This is a genomic window from Maribacter corallii (assembly GCF_047345415.1).
Lineage (GTDB): Bacteria > Bacteroidota > Bacteroidia > Flavobacteriales > Flavobacteriaceae > Maribacter_C.
In genome coordinates, this window is record NZ_JBLFEP010000001.1 from 626,839 (window position 1) to 647,139 (window position 20,301).

Genomic DNA, 20,301 nt, shown 5'->3' on the forward strand with positions numbered 1-20,301 from the left:
CCACCCTCACCATTCAGGAAACCATGCATCAGTTGAACTGCTGTGTAATGGTACCCACCTATAACAACCACAAGACCTTAAAAAAAGTACTGGATGGCATTCTCGTGTACACCAACAATATTATTGTAGTCAATGACGGGTCTACGGATACTACGGCCGAAATTTTAGAACCGTATTCCCAATTACATCAAATTCACCTCGATGAAAATAAGGGAAAGGGCAATGCTCTAAAAATAGGCTTTGCAGAGGCGTTGACACTAGGTTATGAATTTACGATTACCATAGATTCCGACGGGCAACATTTTCCGGAGGATATCCCTGTTTTTTTGGAAGCACTTCAAAAAGAACCTTCCCAAAATGTAATATTCATCGGAGCGCGCAATATGGATCAAGCGGATGTGCCGGGATCCAGTAGCTTTGGGAACAAATTTTCCAATTTTTGGTTTTGGTTTGAGACCGGTATCCGGTTACAGGATACGCAAAGCGGTTACCGTCTGTATCCCTTGAAATTCCTGGAAAAACTCAAGTTGTACACACCTAAGTTCGAATTTGAAATCGAGGTAATCGTCAAAGCCGCATGGAACGGAACCTTGGTCAAAAATATTCCGATACAGGTCTCGTATGATGAAGAAGAACGCGTTTCGCATTTTAGAAAAGTACCCGATTTCGCCCGTATCAGTGTTTTGAATACCTGGTTTGTGTTGGTCGCCCTTTTTTGGATCAAACCAAGAGACCTGTACCGAAAATTCAGAAAAAAGGGATTTCGAAAGTTTGTAAAAGAAGATCTTTTATACAGCAGTGATTCTCCCCGAAAAAAAGCGCTTTCCATCGCTTTGGGCGTATTTATCGGCCTATGCCCCTTATGGGGGTTTCATACGGTCATTGTCTTGTTCCTGGCCGTATTACTTAAATTGAATAAAGTCATTGCCTTTGCTTTTTCGAATATTAGTCTAGCACCTTTTATTCCTTTTGTACTCTATGTCAGCTTACGAATGGGGACACTTATGACAGGAGAAGAATTGACGTACTCTTTTGATAGCATCGTAACTAACTTTGAGTTTATTACCCATTTAAAGACCTATATCATCGGTAGCTTGACCTTATCCGTTTTAGGGGGGCTACTGTTCGGTTCAGTGGGGTATCTTTTACTGACTCTTTTCAATAGAAAAAAAATAGCCGTCGAGAATGGGTAATTTTTTCCATAAGGCGTATCAACTGATTTCCCAAAAGAAAGGGCTGAGCTTTTTCGCTCTCCTATTGATCGCATCTCTGCTAGCGGGCATCATTTCAAGAATCGCATTCGACGATGATATCAGCTCATTGATTCCCGAAAGCGAGGAGTCGAAAAGGACGCAGGAAATTCTAAAATCGATTGCCTTCACCGATAAGGTAATCGTCAATATTCACCGCGACGACGATACCTCGGTAGAGGAACTTACACAATACGCCACCGATTTCTTGGATACCCTTCAGAACGAAGGTGCGCCTTATATTAAAAGAATTCAGGGAAAATTACATGAAGAAGACCTGCCCAACACCTTGAATTTGGTCTACAAAAACCTTCCCCTTTATCTAGAGGAAGCCGATTATGAGGCTCTTGCACAACAACTATCGGCAGATAGCATTGCCCAACTAACCCAGCAGCATTACCGTACCTTGATCTCGCCATCCGGAATCATCGCTTCGAAAACCATTCGAAAAGACCCCCTCGGACTTTCATTCATAGCCCTAAAAAAATTGCAGCAACTCGGTATTGCCGAGGATTTTCACCTGAAGGATGGGTTTGTCATCGATCAAGAAGAAAAAAACATCCTGTTGTTCATCACCCCGGTCTTCGCCTCTGGTGAAACCGATAAGAACACCCCTTTTGTTTCGCAGCTGTACGACCTAAAAGCCCAACTTCAGAAAACCTATGGAGACCAAGTTTCGGTAGACTATTTCGGGGCGGCCCTAGTAGCGGTAGCCAACGCAAAACAGATTAAAAAGGATGTACAAATTACGGCTTCGATCGCCCTGATCGTACTCTTCATCCTTTTGATCCTTTTTTATCGCAAATTGAGCCTTCCGTTGATCCTGTTCTTGCCCACCGTTTTCGGAGGATTGTTATCTGTTGCTATCTTGGTCTTGTTACGAGAAAAAATATCGGCAATCTCACTGGGCATTGGATCGGTGTTGTTGGGAGTCACCTTGGATTATTCATTGCACATTCTCACCCATATTCGAAACGGCAAATCGCTCAAAAGTCTTTTCCATGAAGTGACGCCGTCTATTCTCATGAGCAGTCTCACTACGGCTTCTGCCTTTTTATGTCTGCTTTTCTTGAAATCACAGGCGTTACAAGATTTGGGGATTTTCGCCGCTATCAGTGTGTTGGGAGCTTCCGTCTTTGCCCTTCTGTTCATTCCTCAGGCATACCGCCTCCACCCAAAGCATGCGAACAAAAGAACGCTGTTGGACCGCTTGGCCGAATATAAACTGCACCAAAACAAATGGGTTATCGCCGGTTTGGCCATCCTATCGATCACAAGCATGCTCACCTACAAAAACATCACGTTCAACAAAGATATTGCTAAGTTGAACTATGAATCAGAGGTCTTGATACAGGCGCGGGAAAGATTAGAGGCACTTACCGATATCGAATCCAAATCAGTGTACTTGGCCACCTATGGATCGGAGCAAGAAAACGTTTTAAGGCAAAATGATGCCTTATATGAAAAGCTTAAATCGCTGAAAAGCACCGGAGAAATCATCAGTTACACCTCAATTGGCGGCCTTTTGCCTTCCCAAGAGCGCCAAACCGAAAAAATTGCACTTTGGAACGACTTCTGGAGCACCGATAAAATCGAAACCGTCAAAAAAAACTTTGTTGAAAGTGGTACAACCCTCGGATTTAAGGAAAATACCTTTGCTCCGTTCTACGCACTATTGAATTCAGAATTCAATCCAATACACCAAACTGACGTGAGTGAATTAGCGTCTTTTGCTATCGAAGATTTTCTCGTTTCCGACACTAGCAATACGACCATCACCTCCCTTATCAAAGTGGATGACGCCAAATTGGAGCGCGTAAGAGCCTCTTTTGAAAATGTTTCGCAAACCCTGTTAATAGATAGAAAACAGGTGAATGAAACCTTTTTAGGAAGCCTCAAAAATGACTTTAATCGTCTGATTTGGTACTCGCTTATCGCCGTCGTACTATTGTTGACTTTATTTTACCGTAGCACTTCCTTGCTATTGATAACGGCCATACCCCTGTTTTTAAGTTGGTTTTTAACCATCGGGGTCTTAGCTTTTTTTAAGATCGAATTCAACATTTTCAATAGCATCGTTTCCAGTTTTATTTTTGGACTAGGGGTCGATTACAGTATTTTCATCACAAATGGATTACTAGCAGAGTACCGAACAGGAGAAAAAACCTTGGCCACTCACAAGACCTCGATTATCCTTTCCGTGCTCACCACGCTTCTAGGAATTGGAGTGCTGGTTTTCGCCAAACATCCAGCACTGTATTCCGTATCCATAGTGTGTATCATCGGTATTCTATCGGCGGCCTTGGTCTCCTTTACCATACAGCCTTTACTCTTTCATCTTTTTATAGGAAATACGAACAAAAGACCGATTCGCCCTCGGGTTCTTGCCCATTCCCTGGTATCGTTTGGCTATTTTGATTTAGGAGGCATACTACTTTCGGCATATGCTTGGATTATCATGAAAATCAATCCGAAAGCCCATTTGAAAAAGCAGATGGGACTACATCAGGTGGTTTCGAAATTTATGAAATCGGTCTTGTACACCAATCCTTTTCTCTCCAAAAAAGTAGTCAACGAACACGGAGAAACGTTCAAAAAACCAGCGATGTTCATTGCCAACCACACCTCGTTTCTAGATATTCTGGCGATGGGCATGCTGACTCCGAAACTCATTTATCTGGTCAAAGATCATGTGTACAACTCCCCCACTGTAGGCAGTGCTGCCAAGCTTCATGGAGCGTATCCTGTTTCGGGCGGTGTCGAAAACGGCGAAGAATTTCTTCAACATAAAGTTACCCAAGGGTTTTCAATCGTTGCTTTTCCGGAAGGCGCACGCTCTTCTACCAATAAAGTACATCGTTTTCATAAAGGAGCCTTTTACCTTGCCGAGCGGTTAGGGTTGGATATTGTTCCGGTAATGATCCATGGCGGGGCGGAAGTATCCCCCAAGGGAAGCTTTGTCATTCGGGATGGGAGTTTTACCGTAGAGATCCTACCGCGAATCAAAGCTGGTGATACTACCTTCGGCGGCAGCTATCGCGAACGTCCGAAGCTTTTTGGTCGATACTTTCGAGATGCGTTTCGAAAGATGCGCAATCGGCTGGAAGGGAAAACCTACTGGCATCAGCTTATATTGCAAAATTATAGGCATAAAGGCAATTTGTTTTACAAGGGGGTCAAACAAGACCTGAAAGTGAATGGGGATACCTACAAAACACTGCTCACGTATTTGGGAGAAAAAGAAACGATAATCCATATCTCGGCCGATTGGGGTCAATTCGATTTGCTAATGGCCCTGGACTCCATAGATCGAAGAATCCATTGCTTTTTGGCAGACCGAGAAGCACAGGCCATCTTAAAGAACAATTACCTCACTCATCAATATAGTAAAATCAAGGTATTCGACAACATCCCCGAAGTGATGGCACAAAAAGCCAATGTGCTCATCATTGATACAACAGCATTTGACTTAGGTGACCTCCTCAATGGAGAATTGGATGAAATTACTATCTTGATACTTCTTAAGAGGGCCAAGGAAAGTAGTTTGGAAGCTGCAGTGAACCTAGGGTTCGTGCCACAAGAAATGCACGATTCCTTCGCGCTATTAAAACGAATATAAGCCTCATATGAAGACATATTACGACGTTGTAATCATTGGTAGTGGCATGGGGGGCTTGGTAGCGGCGAATATCCTTGCACGTGAAGGGCGCAGCGTATGTGTACTTGAAAAGAACAATCAATTCGGCGGAAACCTGCAGACCTTTGTACGGGAACGAACTATTTTCGACACAGGGGTACATTATATCGGCGGCCTATCGGAAGGCCAAAACCTATATCGCTATTTCGACTACCTTGGTATTTTAGAGGGGTTGGAATTCAAACAGCTCAATACCGATGGTTTCGATATTATCACTTTTGACAATGACCCCATGGAGTATCCACATGCTCAGGGCTACGATAATTTCAGAAAGCAATTGGTCGAAAGGTTTCCCGATGAGGAAAAGGCCATTCAGACCTATTGTGACAAACTTCAAGAAATCTGTACAAAGTTTCCGCTTTATAACGTCGAAAACGGAAAACCGTATAGCAACGATCCCGATATTTTTCAGCAGTCCGCAAAAGACTTCATCGACTCGATTACGGATAATGAAAAACTCCGCGCTGTATTAGGTGGGTCAAACTTGTTATATGCCGGGGAACCGGACAGAACCCCGATTTATGTGCATGCACTTTCGTGCAACTCCTATATCGAAAGTGCCTACCGCTGTGCCGATGGCGGGAGTCAAATTACCAAACTGCTCATCAGAAAATTGAAAGAACACGGGGGCGAGGCCTTTAAGCACAGTGAGGTAGTCGATATTGAATGTGTTGACAAACAAATCGTTTCGGTAAAGACGGCAAAAGGCGATGTGGTTTTAGGTGAACATTTCATTTCGAACATCGAACCAAAGCACACCTTAACATTGGTGGGGGAAGAGCACTTTAGAAAAGCGTATACGAGGCGCATCCAAGAGTTAGAGAGTACCATTTCGGCTTTTAGCATTCACATTGTATTGAAACCCGAGACCTTCAAATACCTCAACAAGAATTACTATCATTTCAAGGATCATCGAAGCATCTGGAAAGCGCATGAGTATACAGAGGATAGCTGGCCCGAAACCTATATGCTCTCCATGGGCGCTCGTAAAAACCAAGGCGAATGGGGCGACCAACTAACGGCCATTACGTACATGCGCTATGAAGAAGTAGCACAATGGGAAGATACCTTCAATACGGTAGCCCATAAAAACAGTCGGGGCCAAACCTATGAGCAATTCAAGCTGGAAAAAGCGGAGTTGTTTGTTCAGGAATTGGAAAAGAAGTTTCCGAATATCAGGGCTTGTATACAAAGTGTTCACACGTCCACTCCACTTTCCTATCGCGATTATATCGGATGCAATCAAGGGTCGATGTACGGGTATGTGAAAGACGTGAACAATCCATTAAAAGCCTTTATTTCGGCAAGAACCAAAATCCCCAATCTCTATTTTACCGGACAGAGCTTAAATATGCATGGTATTTTAGGAGTCACCATAAGTGGGGTCGTGACCTGTTCGGAAATACTGGGCAGTGAATATATTATCAATAAGATAAATACCAGAGAGAAGAAACAAAAAGCAATAGTGTAATGGGACAATTTGCAGTCGCCCCGATACGGCGAGTCGAAAACATCTCGAAACAAGACTTTATCGAGCACTACTACAAACCTCAAAAACCAGTGCTTATTTCGGGCCTGACCAAGAACTGGCCGGCCTACGAAAAATGGACACTCGACTATATTCAAGAAAGGGCAGGCGACCAAATCGTTCCCCTATACAACAATGAACCGGCCAAGGGAAATGAAAGCGTCTACGCCCCTAAAAAAGAAATGAAGCTGGCGGATTATATCGAAATCCTGAAAACCCAACCGACCGACCTCCGAATTTTCTTTTATGAAATACTGAAAAAAATGCCCGAACTTTTGAATGATTTCGAGTATCCCGATATCGGTTTGAAGTTCTTCAAAAAGTTGCCGGCACTTTTTTTTGGAGGAGGGGAATCGAAAGTGTTCATGCACTATGATATTGATTTACCCGACAGTATGCACTTTCATTTTGATGGGCATAAGCGTGTGACCCTATTCTCCCCTGAACAGACCAAATTTCTGTACCGGGTGCCGTTCGCTATCCATAATCTGGAATCCATCGATATGGACAATCCTGATTTTGACACCTACCCCGCTCTGAAATATGCCAAGGGAATCCAAGCTGAAATGAAGCATGGAGATGCGCTATACATGCCCAGCGGATATTGGCATTATATCAAATATCTTGATGGGGGCTTTTCCATGACCTTACGGGCCTTGCCCCGCAGTCCGAAACGTTTCCTAAATATGCTGTCAAATGTGCTTATCATGAGGAATTTCGATAATTTTACACGGAAGTATCGGGGTCAAAAATGGCTGGACTATAAAGATGAACTCGCCATTAAACGAACGGAGCGGAATTTAAAACGTCTTTAGATACGCTCAAGATTTGATGAACCTAGCGGTAAATGTATTTCGACCTCACCATTCGGTGAAAGCACGACACATGATCATAAAAAAAATTACTAAAACGGTTTTTGTAGGTTCGGGACTATTCCTGATGTTAAATGCATGTGGAATTTCAAAGGGGCTCGAAAACAGACCGAATATTGCGGCTTATGATACGACACTTCCAGAGCGCGAGCAACTTTCGGATTCCTCCTTCACGATAGGACCTAATTTTATCACCAAGAACGAACGAGGGCTTTGGGAAATGTATGTCAAGGGTAACCCCATGCAATTGGGCTTACGCCAAGGTGCTTTGAGTCAAGAGCTGTTCAACCAGCAGGAGGCGGTTTTCCTAAAAAAAATCGATGAGCTCGTTCCTTCAAAAGGCTATCAAAACATACTTCGCAAATTTCTGGCCTGGTTCAATCGCAAGGTTTACCTGCACATCGATGAACAATACAAGACCGAAATTTATGGCATCTCCAAATACGCTTCTCCCGACTATGATTATATCGCGGAAGAGTACCCGCGGGTACTCTACTTTCACGGAGCGCATGATATCGGACACGCCTTGCAAGATTTGGCACTGGTCGGCTGTTCCTCTTTTGCCTCTTGGGGAGAACATACTAAGGATGGCAAATTGCTGATTGGTCGAAACTTTGATTTCTATGCTGGGGATGCCTTTGCCAAAAACAAGATTGTCGCTTTTATCGAGCCTGAAGACGGATACAACTTCATGTCGGTCACTTGGGGCGGTATGATCGGTGTCGTATCGGGAATGAACGATCAGGGGCTAACGGTCACCATCAATGCCGGAAAATCACAGTTCCCACTCGTCGCGAAGACTCCGGTATCGCTCGTGACCCGTGAAATATTACAATATGCTTCCACTATCGAAGAGGCGATTGCCATTGCCCGAAAACGGGAAGTCTTTGTCTCGGAATCCATTTTTGTGGGAAGTGCAAAGGATAAAAAAGCAGCCGTCATTGAAGTAGCCCCGAAAAATTTCGGCGTATATGAGGTACCGAACGCAAACCAGCAGTTGATATGCTCCAATCATTTTCAAAGCGAAGCCTATGCCGATGACAAGAAGAATCAGCGGCATATTTTAGAAAGTCATTCTCAATACCGGTATGAACGTATGGAAGAACTGCTCGAAGAAGCCGAAAAGGTTACTCCTGAGACCGTGGTCTCCATTCTCCGAAACCGAGAGGGACTGGCCGAAAAGGAAATCGGATATGGCAATGAAAAGGCCCTCAATCAAATGCTGGCACATCATGGCATTGTATTTCAGCCTGAGGATTTATTGGTCTGGGTATCGAGCAACCCCTACCAAATGGGGGAATTTGTGGCCTATGACCTAAAGGAAGTCTTTTCCAAACGTACGGGAGTCCATAAATCAGTTGCCAAGACAGAGTTGAATATTGCAGAGGATCCTTTTTTGCATACGGAAACCTATCGCAACTATGAGCGCTATCGCGCACTTCGAAATGAAATCGAACAGGCAATTGCAAACGAAGCGCATCTGGCACAAGACCTCCTTTCCGAATTTACGGCCTTAAACCCCGAGTATTGGGAAGCGCATTACCTTGTGGGCACCTATAATTTGGAAAAGGGATACGACAGGGTCGCCTTAGACGCATTTTTGGAAGCCAAATCGAAAGAAATCACTACTTTGCCAGACCGTGAACGCGTAGAAAAGCAGATTCGAAAATTGAGCAGAAGACTGAAGTAATGATTCCAGAAATAGAAAAGGCAACCCCTCAAGAAATCCAAGCTTTTCAAGAAGGTAAATTGAAAGAACTTATCGCGTATCTTTCCGAAAACTCTCCCTATTATCGTCGTGTTTTTCGAAACCATAAAATCAGTACATCGGATATCAATACCCTATCGGATTTGACTAAAATCCCGGTAACGACCAAAGAACAACTACAACACCACAACGACGATTTCTTCTGTGTGACCAAATCAAAGATCATTGATTTCGTGACTACCTCCGGAACCTTAGGAGAGCCTGTCACCGTGGGTTTAACGGATAAAGACTTAGATCGTCTGGCGTATAATGAGGCCATCTCATTTGCCTGTGCGGGAATTCAAGAAGATGATATTCTACAACTGACGACGACGATAGATCGTAGGTTCATGGCCGGACTCGCTTACTTTTTAGGAGTGCGTAAGCTAGGCGCGGGTATCGTCCGTGTTGGGGCAGGTATTCCTGAACTGCAGTGGGACAGCATCCAAAAATTTAAGCCTACCTATCTCATCGTAGTCCCATCGTTTCTTTTAAAATTGATCCAATATGCAGAAGCGCATGGCATAGCGCTTGACACCTCCGGAATCAAAGGAGCGATCTGCATAGGGGAGTCCCTCAGAAATCAAGACTTTTCGTTGAATGTACTGGCCGAAAAGATTCGATCCAAATGGAATATCGAATTGTACTCCACCTATGCCTCCACCGAAATGAGCACGGCCTTTACCGAATGTTCCGAACAGCGTGGGGGGCATCATCATCCTGAATTGATCATCACGGAAATCTTGGATGAGCACGATCGGCCTGTTCCTCCAGGCGAGGAAGGGGAATTGGTCATTACCACCTTAGGGGTCGAGGCCATGCCTTTATTACGTTTCAAAACGGGAGATATTGTAGCGGCCCACCATACGCCATGTGGCTGCGGAAGGAATACATTGCGTTTGGGTCCGGTGGTGGGCCGTAAAAAGCAAATGATCAAGTACAAGGGCACTACTCTTTATCCTCCTGCGATGGGTAATCTGTTGAATGACTTTAGTGAAGTGAAGAGCCATGTCGTAGAAATTTACCACAATGCCATCGGTACGGATGAAATCCTGATAAAGATATGCGCTCCGAAAGCCTCGGATACACTTCTTGCTCAAATCAGAGATCATTTCCGCTCTAAATTAAGGGTTAGTCCGACTATCGAACTCTGTTCTCGAGAGGAAATCCAACAACTGCAGTTGTCTAAATTGGGGCGCAAACCGATAGGAGTAATTGATAGAAGGTAAAAGTACTACTGCGAAATCCTTCGACTGCGCTCAGGATGACATAGTGACCAAATTTGACTATTTCGAAATGTCAGTCTGAGCGCAGTCGAAGACCTTTATTGATTATCCGTTAAATACAAGCCAATCTTGATTTTCCAATAGGGCATCTTTTCCTCAAAAAATTCGAAGTAGGCTTTCAAACCGTCAGCATCCGGCAGGGCGGTTTTAGCCGCTACTATCTGTTCAAGTTCCTTTGAGGTCACCAATTCTTCAAGAACGACTTCCGCACCCTGGGCATGCACTTTTAACAAATGGCTGTAAATCGTATTCTCGGTCAATCCTCGTTGCATTGCAATTTCGGCGGGAGATAATCCTTCTTGAAACAAGGCATAAGTCTGTTCATGGGTAGGGGTTTTGGGCTTTACTGTATCAACATGCTTCGCTATTTCGGCCAAGAAGACATCGGCATATTTGGCCAATTTCGTTTCCCCGACTCCAGATACTTTGGCAAACTCGGCATGGTTCAACGGTTGTTTAACCTCCATATCCTTTAGGCTTGCATCTCCAAAAACGACATAGGCGGGCACCCCTTCCTCTTGAGCGAGTTGCAATCGTAAGACACGTAGTTTTTCAAAGAGTCCTTTTTTGCTGGTACTTGAGCTGGTTTTTTGGGTTACCGATTCTTCGACCTGCTGTAGTATAGCGAGCTGCACCTGTTTTTTGGCATATAGAATATCTTTTGCCAGAGGGGTTAATGCAATTCGGCTGTTTTCGCGGAAATTGATTTCCAAAACCCCTTGATTGAGCAATTGAATCACATACTGCTGTAGATCTTGCCACGAAATATCCTTTACCGTGCCGTAGGTCTTGATATGTTGATGTCCTTTTTCATAGACCTGTGCGTTCTGGGCACCACGGAGTACATCGATTAACACGCCCATAGATTCCTGCTCTTTCATACGAACCACTGCAGAACATATTTTTTGTGCCAAAATGGTCGCATCGAAGTAAGTCGGGGGACTTTTACAAATATCACAGTTTCCACAGCCCTCGGTAATATGTTCCCCAAAATAATTCAGCAAGGCAATACGCCGGCAACTCAGGGCTTCCGCATACTGTTGCATACGCTCCAATTTGGCATATTGCACTTGTGCATTCTCACTAGCGGCGATGAACTTTCGCAGCTGTACTACATCGGCATAGCTATAGAACAGCAGCGTATGTGCAGGCAATCCATCTCGACCAGATCGACCGATTTCCTGATAATAGCCTTCCAGGTTTTTGGACAGGTTATAATGGATGACCCAGCGCACATTGCTCTTGTCAATTCCCATTCCAAAGGCGATGGTCGCACAGATAATGGGAGTTCTGTCATTGATAAAATCTTCTTGAACCGTAGTTCTTTCAGCAGCGTTCATTCCCGCATGGTATGCTTTTGCCGCGAAGCCCGCACTTTGTAGTTTTTCGGCCAGCTTCTCTGTATTCTTTCGGCTCAAACAGTAAATGATTCCGCTTTCATCGAGGCGACCTTCCAAAAAATCAAGGATCTGTTTTACCCTGTTCTGTCCTGGCCGAACGTCTAAATATAGATTGGGTCGATTGAAGGAAGCCAAATGCCTAGAGGCATTTTCCAGCGAAAGTTGCTCTACAATATCATCTTGTGTAGCCTTATCGGCGGTAGCGGTCAAGGCCATGATAGGAACCTCCGGAAATCTAGATTTCAAACTCCCCAATTGCGTATAGGCCGGTCTAAAATCGTGTCCCCAAGAGGAGATACAATGCGCTTCATCAATAGCGAATAAGCTAATGGCAATTTCCTCGAAAACAGCATCAAAATGGGCAATACTCTCTGGAGCGACATAGAGTAACTTCAACGCTCCGTCTTTGAGTTGTTGCCAGGTTTCTTGTTGCACCTCACTAGGTTGGGAACTGTTATAATATGCAGCCGCAATCCCATTGGCACGAAGTACATCTACTTGATCTTTCATTAGAGCAATCAATGGAGAGACGACAATAGCGGTACCCTCTAAGGCCAAAGCCGGCAATTGAAAGCAGAGTGATTTACCTCCACCTGTCGGCATGATCGCCAACACATCTTTTTTGGAAAGTACATCCGTCATCACTTCTAACTGATTTGGTCGAAAGGAATCATACCCAAAATGTGTTTTAAGAAGTGGTAAAAGCTGTTGTTGCGAGTCTATGGTAAGCATGGGTAAAGTTATGGAATGTTCGTTGATTTCTTACTGGTTTTCTTTTCGCTATGAGCTATTTTCATGGGGCCACCCCGAATCATAATTTGAAGAAGGCAACCACTGAAGGGGCGACTATGGCCCCTTCAATCGTTTCCATTGGTAGGGTTTACTTCCCTAACATTAAGAGTTCATTACATTTAATTTCGGTGATATATCTTTTTTCACCTTCTTTGGTTTCATACGATCGATGAATCAGTTTGCCTTCAACGGCCACTTGTTTTCCTTTGACCAGGTAGTTTTCTACGATCTCGGCCGTTTTACCCCATGCGACGATAGTATGCCATTGGGTATCCTCTACTTTTTCACCTTTGGCGTTTCGGTAACTATCGCTCGTGGCGACTGAAAATTTCGCGAGTTTGTTCCCGCTGTCCAAGTTTACGATTTCTGGGTCTTGACCCAAGTGTCCAATCAACTGTACTGAATTTTTAAGTGCGTTCATCATACTAATTTTTAAGGGTTAACAATTGATACTATCGAGTTCTTATGTTTCGACACTGCAAACCTAGCGCACATCAAAATCAGTATTCGTATGTTAAACATTTGTATACGTTTACATACGAATGTAAATGTTTAAAAACTTTTATAGCCTTATTAATCAGATATTTAAAATTTTATTTGCTAAACTATCTAGAATAGAATACTTCTATTTGGAAGGCTCCATTAAGCTAAAATGAACTATATTTAACTGTTGGCAACTATACGAATGAAAACAGGAATATTCATTGACGATACAGGAACACCATCCCAAAAATCTAAAAGTAAATACGATACTGGAGATTGGAAAACTTGGGTTGCAGTCATATTGAATCCAAATGATAGAAAAGAAATAGAAACTATTTTAAATGAATTATGTGAAGCTTTAGAAAATGAATTAAAAATTAAAGAATTTCATTTCACTCATATTTTTTCAGGCAAAGGGGTTTTTCGGAAAATTGAACTTGAAAAAAGACTTCAAATATTTTCTTTATTTGGAGAGATTTATAAAAAATTCAATTCACCTATCATTGTTCAATCATTAACTTCCGATGATATTATTAGAAATAAAATGCAGTTTCTAAAATATTTTAAATCCGATGGATTCAATTTCGAAAAGAATTCGGATTTGGCGTTATGGTTCTTATTAGAAAAATGTGCGAAATTTTTAAAAGAGAATAGTTTACCACTACCTGCCGAATTTTTCGTTGATTCGGGTAGACAAAAACCAAACACAACTCAAATTGTAAATATTGTAAAAGAAGTAACAGAAAATTCTATTATAACATATGCATCATCAGAACAAAATCCAATAATTCAATTTATAGATTTCATTGCATTTAGCATAAACCGAATGAGATGGATATTAATGAATGAAAAGAAGTCTGAACTAGATTTAGCATTATTAAACTTAATTTCAGAAATTGATTTTAATTTAACCAATTTGACAAAGGTTGCTATTAATCCAACTGATTTTAAAGTAAGTGAGTATGATAAAAGTTTGCGAAAAAAATATGATGAAAATGGAAATTTGAGTGATGAACTTGTTGAAAAAATTAGAATTGAGAAGAAATAAACACAGTTGCCAACAATGTATAACCGCAATTACGGCGGATTTGACTACGTCCGAATCCACTCGGAATTCCTAACGTCAGTGATAAACCGAAAATTAACGCATATAAACCCGTAACTGACGGTTATACGAGACCGTTAGCAACAACCTAAAAAAAGAAAGTGCCAAAAACCAAAAATCTCAATGGACTTCCAAATAATTTGGCTTCAAGCTATCTAAGTACACTCGGATATTACGATGGCGGATATATGGCGGATTGGATTAACTTCATTGCACGGGACAAAAATGTGAAAAACATTTCAGTAGATATCTTAAACAAGAGAATTGAACCAAAAGTTGCTGAAATAAAACCCCTTTTAGCATATTTGGACAAGCTTAAAGGAATCGTAAATAAAGAATTGGAAAGCAACGGATTTGAAAAGGACTTCATAAAAAAGGCAATCTTAGATTTTGAAATACCAATTGAATCCAAAGTGCGAACAATTACTTGTTATCCAAAACTGACTGACGAAAATGGTAAAATATATAATGTAAAAAACGGAATTGTAGAAACCGCCTACGAAGTGGATTTTAATCCTGTCCAAAAACTAAGTAAAGTGAATTTTATCAAGCGGATTAAATCCTTGTTCGGATAAAAAGGCAGTTGCTAACAATGCCTAAACGTAATGCAGACTTTGGGGCCAAAACTAAAAGGTCTGTGTATATTTATAAAGTCGCTAAATCTTATGGATTTAGCTTTGGACAAATAAAACTAAACCAATAATGGGATTAGATTCAGTCGAATTAGTGATGTCAATTGAGGATAAATTTGGGATACAAATTGAGGATTCCGAAGCGGAAAAAATTTATACGGTCCAGGATTTCGCTGATATTGTTTTCAGTAGAATTATTACAAGTCCAACAGATAAATGTTTGACTCAAATAGTGTTTTATAGAATCAGAAAAGCGTTAAGGAATTTGACTTCAAATGAAAAGGAAATAAGACCTGATATGAAAATATCGGAATTGTTTACTCAATCGGAACTGAAAGCAAAGTGGAGTCAATTAAAAAAGGAAGTTGGACTTGAATTACCTGATTTAGTAGCATTAGACTTTAATCCAGAATTAGGTTCTCACGTCAAAATTTTCGGAATCAAAACGATTAAACGGACAACACCTGTTTCAAAAGGAACATTAGGACAATTGGTCGATTGGACAATATCTTTAAACCGAGACAAACTAATCGACATTGAAAAAATATCAAGCAAATACGAAGTTGAGCGAATTATTTGCGGAATAACAGAAGATAGAATTGGTGTGCCAATAAGCGAAATCGAATTACATCACTCCTTCACAAATGATTTGGGAATTGACTAAAAAAACGTTTTACAACAATGTAACCACAATTACGGCGGATTCGACTACCCTTCGACTGCGCTCAGGACTGGCTGAATCCACTCGGAATTGCTAACGTCTATGCTAACCTGCCTGCCGGCAGGCAAGACCGAAAATCAACGCATATTAATCCGTAACTGACGGATGTACGAGACCGTTACGTCTCATAAACCCAAACCGAAAACCAATGGGATATAAAAAGAAATGGACCGACCAAGCTGACGGAAAGTTACTTGCACTCTATGAGGAAATCGGTGAAATCATAAATCCTTTGTTTATCAAGAACGGTGAAGTAGATTTATCTAAACTCCATAAGAAAGGTAATTTGGAGTACTTACTTGCACTATTATTAAACTCCAAATTTGTATCAAGTGAAAATAAAAATGTACGGAGTTTTGGTGCCGATGACGTTATCGCTCTCAAATTAGAAGTCGAAAAAAACTCGGTATTAAAATATTGGGGTAAAATAAATTGGCTTTCAAAACCGAATGGCCATAAATGCTTTAGATGGTACCAGGACCCGTTTTATGGATTGTTCAAACTTGAAAACAATAAATTGAAATTGGTCAAGGGCATGTTTGGTGACTATGACAAAAACGATTTAGACGGACAATACTGGATAGCATCCGAAATGAATTGGATGTATGACCTGTAGGGATAATCGTTCGGACTAACCTTTTCCCGAAAAGGTGTATCCCCCTTAAAGCGGCACCATTCCCTTTTCAACTAGCAGAACACATTCAAATTTATGTTCTCCTAGTGAACTAAATGCAATAGCCCATCCTGCTCTCGAATAGATTTATAAAGAACTAAAAGACAAGAAAACTAGGTCTTGCAAAGTCGTGGTATTCTATTTGGTACGTTCGGTAATCTTAAAAAGATCACAGAATTTATGGAAGGAAAAGACTTTCCAAGCTACTGGACGTTAGTAAGAAAAGATGAAAATCCGATTTCCTTCAATGAATACAACATTTACAAGGTGAAACACTATTAGTTGATAACTATTGATAACTACTAGACTACCAATCTTGTTTTGTAAGATTATTCTGATCAACTTTGGTGTGTTCAAAAATAGTTATGTCATTAATTGATTTAGAAAGTCTAAAGAAGGAGCGAAACAGGCTTATGAAAAAGCTTGAACTGGTCGATGGGCTTATTGACGAATATTCCAATATAGACCCTGAACTGGATTTCAAACTTTATAAAACTTTTGATTCAAAGGGTTTCGGTCAATTCGCTTTATTTGGTAATGTAAAAGACGCCTTCCCAAAAGACAAAACATGGTTAAAGCAAATCCAATACATTTTAGATACGCACGAAAGATTTTTAGGAAATACAGAAATGGCGGAACTGTTGTTGCCTTATTATCCAGATAAAAACGTAGACAGGCTTAAAAGAAAAGTTTCCGTGGTTATTTCAGATGCTTTTAAAAATAAAAAAGTTAGGGGCTTGATTAAGCTAAAAATTTCTAGCCTGCCACAAGGTTTTGTTTGGGGTTATAAAAAATGGCTAGATTCAAAAGGTGATATTAGAGAAAAATTCAAGCCTTTCATAAATATAAAAAGCCCCACTAGGTGAGGCTTAAAATACGGTTGTGCTAAGGAGATAGGCCCGAACTAACGTTCGTACATTGCTCAAAGCACTTCAACAGACGAGAAAATTAAAGTGTGCCGTCTCTCATTAGGATAGGGCTTTAAAAAATTACCGTCGGAAAAGGGGTAATCTTCGCGGTGAGCCCCTTTTTTCATTGTCCAAATGTAGGGAATTCAATGTCCGGATCAAAATTTTCAACCTATTATTCGCTGAACTACCTTGTCAACAGATTGATTTATTTGCTGACGACGGAGGATTTTTCTTCAGTCAATATATCCTAGATATTTCGATAGTGCACCCACCATGACAACAGTGTTTGTCGTTAGTCAGGTTTTGAGGGTTCATCATCGAATAAACTTAGGGTCTCAGATGTAAGTACACATAATTAATTATTTTAGATTTCATAAGTAGTTAATCATCAATGATACTATTCATTTGTTGGAAATAAACATATCCTAATATAAATTACTTCTTCTTTTAATGGCGGTAACTTTCAGTTCAATTGCTCAATTTAGTGAACCATTTAGGTCTTCTAAAATAGTTCTCAAGACAGGCGACACTTTGACCGGAATGGGAAAAACAAGAAACAAAGGTTTTAAATATAAACCTGATTCAAATACAAAACCTTACTTCATTGAATTTTCTGAAATAGCATATCTTGAACAAAAATATTCATATAACGAAGTAAAGGTTTTTAGATTTTTTCAACTGACAAATAATTATCAATTCATTCGTGTTGAGGAATTTAACATCGGTGGAGCTTTGGAGTTGTATGGAATACCTAGACAAGGCGACATCACGATAGCAGGGGGAAGTTCGGTTCCTACGGCTTGGGTAAACTTTTGTTTAAAGAAAAAGAATGATGAAAAATTAACTGAGATTGGTTTTTATGATCCTTTTAGTGATTATAAAGATAAAGTCAAAAACTATTTTTCCGATTGTCCGAAACTTATTGAACAAATTGAAAATAAAAGCCTGAGATTAAGAAATGGGTTGGAACCAATGGTGGAGTATTACAATAATAATTGTGGGCTTGAATAAAAAATTACGCCCCATAGCTTATTATCCTAAAATTTGTCTGATTCCATAATGACCTACTTTATTATTTGTAGGAAAATAAAATAACAAGGAATTTCCCATATTTTGATAACCTAAAATTTATCAGGAACTTACACAGCTTTGTATGTCTGTAAAAGCATCCTTTGGTCAGTGTGCTTTTTTATGGCCTAAAATCAAACTCGCCCGCATTGTATATAGATGCCGAAATGTGTATTTATTACTATTAGTAGGACCAATTGTTAAAGTGGTTTTTGAGTAGCTTTGATGATGTGGTGGTCCGTAATCTTCTTTGTTTTTCTTATCATTTTCCTTGTAGTAGCCGAGTATGCTGACAATAAGGCCATGGAGAACCCTGATAAGGACGAGGATAAAGAACAAAAATAGCGGCGCTTGTCCGCATCGTATATGGACACCAAAGTCTCCCCATGTTGATGTCATTACAGATTGGACTTAAACATAATTTTAAAAAACCCTTCCCGTGTTGTATATTACGTCAGATTTGAGACCACCGGATTGCTGTCCCTAGAAACATGGTGTGGTCGGACAACAAAATTCTTGTTCCGACTTGAGCGTGTATTTGATTTCTAGATATCCGGTCCTATTTTTTAATAACCGCCCCCATCGAACTTATCATGTTGATAAAAATCGCCATTGTGCTTGCCGGTGTCATATTTATGGCCCTAGCTTTCTATGTAAACGGTTTAGACAACAAAGAAAAAGAAGATTGAGTTTCCGCCCGCATCATGTCTAGATGCCTATAGCACAGTAAGAACTATATTATAGCATCGATTGTTCACGTTAAAGAAAACAAGGAACCGTATCGTACTATTTTGACCCCTGACATTATCTGACATAGCCTCCATTTACCTTTGTATCAAATCACAAACATCATGGAACATGCAAACTGTACAAATCACTCCCTTTCAGATCATCGGAATAACCGTCAGAACCAGCAACGAAAACGACCAAGCAGCCTCGGACATTGGTTTACTCTGGGAAAGATTTATGACCGAAGGCATTTCACAAAAAATAAGCAACAAAACAAGTGATGAGATCTTTGCGATCTACACCAATTATGAAAGTGACCATACCCGACCCTATGACACTCTCATCGGCTGTAAGGTAGACTCCCTCGATACGATTCCTGATGGTATGGTAGGCCAAGCTTTCGAAGGGGGCACCTTCGCAAAGTTCACTGCAAAAGGGGACGTCACAAAAGGTGCCGTATACCAGGCTTGGGTAGCTATTTGGAATACTGATTTGGACCGACGTTACACAGCCGACTTTGAGGTATATGGGGAGAAAGCCACAGAAATCACCAACGCGGAGGTCGATATTTTCGTTGCGATAGAACCCTAGTTTTTATGGAATAACCGAACACCGCATCTGATTTTTTGCTACATTAAAGGACACTAATGAATACTAAACATTAACTAAAACTTTAATCATGAAAAAATTAGTAGCAGAATGCATCGGAACCCTTTGGTTGGTTCTTGGTGGATGTGGTAGTGCGGTCTTGGCCGCAGGTTTCCCTGAGATGGGAATTGGTTTTGTCGGGGTGTCCCTCGCTTTTGGTTTGACCGTGGTCACCATGGCCTATGCCATAGGCCATATTTCGGGTTGTCATTTGAATCCTGCCGTATCGATTGGCCTATGGGTGGGTGGGCGTTTCGACGCTAAAGATCTCCTTCCCTATATCATTGCCCAAGTATTGGGCGCTATCGCAGGAGCGGGAATACTCTACCTGATTGTCAGCAATCAAGCCGGTTTTGAAGGAGTAGGCGGCTTTGCGGCCAATGGCTTTGGAGAACATTCCCCAGGGGGATTTAATATGACCGCCGCCCTAATCACCGAAATCGTTATGACCTTTGTATTTCTTTTTGTCATCTTGGGCAGCACCCATTCCAAGGCACCGAAATATTTGGCCGGGTTGGCCATCGGACTCTGTTTGACCCTGATCCATTTGATCAGTATTCCCGTGACCAATACGTCAGTGAACCCTGCCAGAAGTACCAGTCAGGCCATTTTTGCCGATGGCGGATGGGCTACAGGGCAACTGTGGCTCTTTTGGGTAGCCCCTATAATCGGTGCCGTTATAGCCGGATTACTCTATAAAAACCTTTCCCCGGAAAAATAGCGGATCACCATAGTATACATCTTATAAAACATCCCAAT

Annotated in this window: 16 protein-coding genes; 14 read left to right on the top strand and 2 right to left on the bottom strand. The window is 41.3% G+C overall.

Annotated elements, in window-relative coordinates; all coding sequences use genetic code 11:
* Nucleotides 1-47: 47 nt before the first annotated feature.
* The 6 genes from ACKWCA_RS02820 (at nucleotide 48) to flxY (ending at nucleotide 10,323) form a co-directional block, all read left to right on the top strand.
* Entirely contained in the window at nucleotides 48-1,193 is a 1,146-nt protein-coding gene (locus ACKWCA_RS02820) for a DUF2062 domain-containing protein (protein WP_413977113.1), read from the top strand.
* Entirely contained in the window at nucleotides 1,186-4,869 is a 3,684-nt protein-coding gene (locus tag ACKWCA_RS02825) for an MMPL family transporter (protein ID WP_413976619.1), read from the top strand. Before ACKWCA_RS02820 ends, ACKWCA_RS02825 begins: the two co-directional genes overlap by 8 nt.
* Nucleotides 4,870-4,876: 7 nt before the next feature.
* Nucleotides 4,877-6,418 (top strand): phytoene desaturase family protein, encoded by a 1,542-nt coding sequence (locus tag ACKWCA_RS02830; RefSeq protein WP_413976620.1) that lies wholly within the window; start codon nucleotides 4,877-4,879, stop codon nucleotides 6,416-6,418.
* A complete protein-coding gene (locus ACKWCA_RS02835; protein WP_413976621.1) occupies nucleotides 6,418-7,290 on the top strand; it encodes a cupin-like domain-containing protein in 873 nt (290 codons plus the stop codon). Before ACKWCA_RS02830 ends, ACKWCA_RS02835 begins: the two co-directional genes overlap by 1 nt.
* A 70-nt stretch (nucleotides 7,291-7,360) precedes the next feature.
* Nucleotides 7,361-9,037 carry a C45 family autoproteolytic acyltransferase/hydolase gene (locus tag ACKWCA_RS02840; RefSeq protein WP_413976622.1) on the top strand — a complete coding sequence of 559 codons (1,677 nt, stop codon included), beginning with the start codon at nucleotides 7,361-7,363 and terminating at the stop codon, nucleotides 9,035-9,037.
* On the top strand, nucleotides 9,037-10,323 hold the full coding sequence (gene flxY / locus ACKWCA_RS02845; RefSeq protein WP_413976623.1) for a flexirubin biosynthesis putative acyl-CoA ligase FlxY: 1,287 nt from the start codon (nucleotides 9,037-9,039) through the stop codon (nucleotides 10,321-10,323). Before ACKWCA_RS02840 ends, flxY begins: the two co-directional genes overlap by 1 nt.
* 95 nt (nucleotides 10,324-10,418) lie before the next feature.
* On the opposite strand, the gene recQ is transcribed toward flxY, so the two are convergent.
* Nucleotides 10,419-12,512: a DNA helicase RecQ gene (recQ, locus tag ACKWCA_RS02850; RefSeq protein WP_413976624.1), complete on the bottom strand. Its 2,094-nt coding sequence runs from the start codon at nucleotides 12,510-12,512 to the stop codon at nucleotides 10,419-10,421.
* Nucleotides 12,513-12,660: 148 nt separating this feature from the next.
* Nucleotides 12,661-12,993 carry a single-stranded DNA-binding protein gene (locus ACKWCA_RS02855; RefSeq protein ID WP_413977114.1) on the bottom strand — a complete coding sequence of 111 codons (333 nt, stop codon included), beginning with the start codon at nucleotides 12,991-12,993 and terminating at the stop codon, nucleotides 12,661-12,663.
* Nucleotides 12,994-13,257: 264 nt separating this feature from the next.
* On the opposite strand from ACKWCA_RS02855, the gene ACKWCA_RS02860 reads away from it, so the two are divergent.
* From ACKWCA_RS02860 to aqpZ, 8 genes are all read left to right on the top strand, one after another.
* Nucleotides 13,258-14,103 carry a DUF3800 domain-containing protein gene (locus ACKWCA_RS02860; protein WP_413976625.1) on the top strand — a complete coding sequence of 282 codons (846 nt, stop codon included), beginning with the start codon at nucleotides 13,258-13,260 and terminating at the stop codon, nucleotides 14,101-14,103.
* 158 nt (nucleotides 14,104-14,261) lie between these two features.
* A complete protein-coding gene (locus tag ACKWCA_RS02865; protein WP_413976626.1) occupies nucleotides 14,262-14,735 on the top strand; it encodes a hypothetical protein in 474 nt (157 codons plus the stop codon).
* 127 nt (nucleotides 14,736-14,862) lie between these two features.
* Nucleotides 14,863-15,456, top strand: a complete 594-nt coding sequence (locus tag ACKWCA_RS02870; protein ID WP_413976627.1) for an acyl carrier protein — start codon at nucleotides 14,863-14,865, stop codon at nucleotides 15,454-15,456.
* A gap of 205 nt (nucleotides 15,457-15,661) precedes the next feature.
* On the top strand, nucleotides 15,662-16,129 hold the full coding sequence (locus tag ACKWCA_RS02875) for a hypothetical protein (protein ID WP_413976628.1): 468 nt from the start codon (nucleotides 15,662-15,664) through the stop codon (nucleotides 16,127-16,129).
* Nucleotides 16,130-16,551: 422 nt separating this feature from the next.
* Entirely contained in the window at nucleotides 16,552-17,052 is a 501-nt protein-coding gene (locus ACKWCA_RS02880) for a hypothetical protein (protein ID WP_413976629.1), read from the top strand.
* A gap of 495 nt (nucleotides 17,053-17,547) precedes the next feature.
* Nucleotides 17,548-18,108 (top strand): hypothetical protein, encoded by a 561-nt coding sequence (locus ACKWCA_RS02885; protein ID WP_413976630.1) that lies wholly within the window; start codon nucleotides 17,548-17,550, stop codon nucleotides 18,106-18,108.
* 915 nt (nucleotides 18,109-19,023) lie between these two features.
* On the top strand, nucleotides 19,024-19,485 hold the full coding sequence (locus tag ACKWCA_RS02890; RefSeq protein WP_413976631.1) for a GyrI-like domain-containing protein: 462 nt from the start codon (nucleotides 19,024-19,026) through the stop codon (nucleotides 19,483-19,485).
* Nucleotides 19,486-19,570: 85 nt separating this feature from the next.
* Nucleotides 19,571-20,263 carry an aquaporin Z gene (gene aqpZ, locus ACKWCA_RS02895; RefSeq protein WP_413977115.1) on the top strand — a complete coding sequence of 231 codons (693 nt, stop codon included), beginning with the start codon at nucleotides 19,571-19,573 and terminating at the stop codon, nucleotides 20,261-20,263.
* Nucleotides 20,264-20,301: the final 38 nt, after the last annotated feature.

What these genes read in the sequence shown, in the direction of transcription:
- ACKWCA_RS02820 (WP_413977113.1), top strand. Translation starts at nt 48, where the DNA reads ATGGTACCCACCTATAACAACCACAAGACCTTAAAAAAAGTACTGGAT.
- ACKWCA_RS02825 (WP_413976619.1), top strand. Translation starts at nt 1,186, where the DNA reads ATGGGTAATTTTTTCCATAAGGCGTATCAACTGATTTCCCAAAAGAAA.
- ACKWCA_RS02830 (WP_413976620.1), top strand. Translation starts at nt 4,877, where the DNA reads ATGAAGACATATTACGACGTTGTAATCATTGGTAGTGGCATGGGGGGC.
- ACKWCA_RS02835 (WP_413976621.1), top strand. Translation starts at nt 6,418, where the DNA reads ATGGGACAATTTGCAGTCGCCCCGATACGGCGAGTCGAAAACATCTCG.
- ACKWCA_RS02840 (WP_413976622.1), top strand. Translation starts at nt 7,361, where the DNA reads ATGATCATAAAAAAAATTACTAAAACGGTTTTTGTAGGTTCGGGACTA.
- flxY (WP_413976623.1), top strand. Translation starts at nt 9,037, where the DNA reads ATGATTCCAGAAATAGAAAAGGCAACCCCTCAAGAAATCCAAGCTTTT.
- recQ (WP_413976624.1), bottom strand. Translation starts at nt 12,512, where the DNA reads ATGCTTACCATAGACTCGCAACAACAGCTTTTACCACTTCTTAAAACA.
- ACKWCA_RS02855 (WP_413977114.1), bottom strand. Translation starts at nt 12,993, where the DNA reads ATGAACGCACTTAAAAATTCAGTACAGTTGATTGGACACTTGGGTCAA.
- ACKWCA_RS02860 (WP_413976625.1), top strand. Translation starts at nt 13,258, where the DNA reads ATGAAAACAGGAATATTCATTGACGATACAGGAACACCATCCCAAAAA.
- ACKWCA_RS02870 (WP_413976627.1), top strand. Translation starts at nt 14,863, where the DNA reads ATGGGATTAGATTCAGTCGAATTAGTGATGTCAATTGAGGATAAATTT.
- ACKWCA_RS02875 (WP_413976628.1), top strand. Translation starts at nt 15,662, where the DNA reads ATGGGATATAAAAAGAAATGGACCGACCAAGCTGACGGAAAGTTACTT.
- ACKWCA_RS02880 (WP_413976629.1), top strand. Translation starts at nt 16,552, where the DNA reads ATGTCATTAATTGATTTAGAAAGTCTAAAGAAGGAGCGAAACAGGCTT.
- ACKWCA_RS02885 (WP_413976630.1), top strand. Translation starts at nt 17,548, where the DNA reads ATGGCGGTAACTTTCAGTTCAATTGCTCAATTTAGTGAACCATTTAGG.
- ACKWCA_RS02890 (WP_413976631.1), top strand. Translation starts at nt 19,024, where the DNA reads ATGCAAACTGTACAAATCACTCCCTTTCAGATCATCGGAATAACCGTC.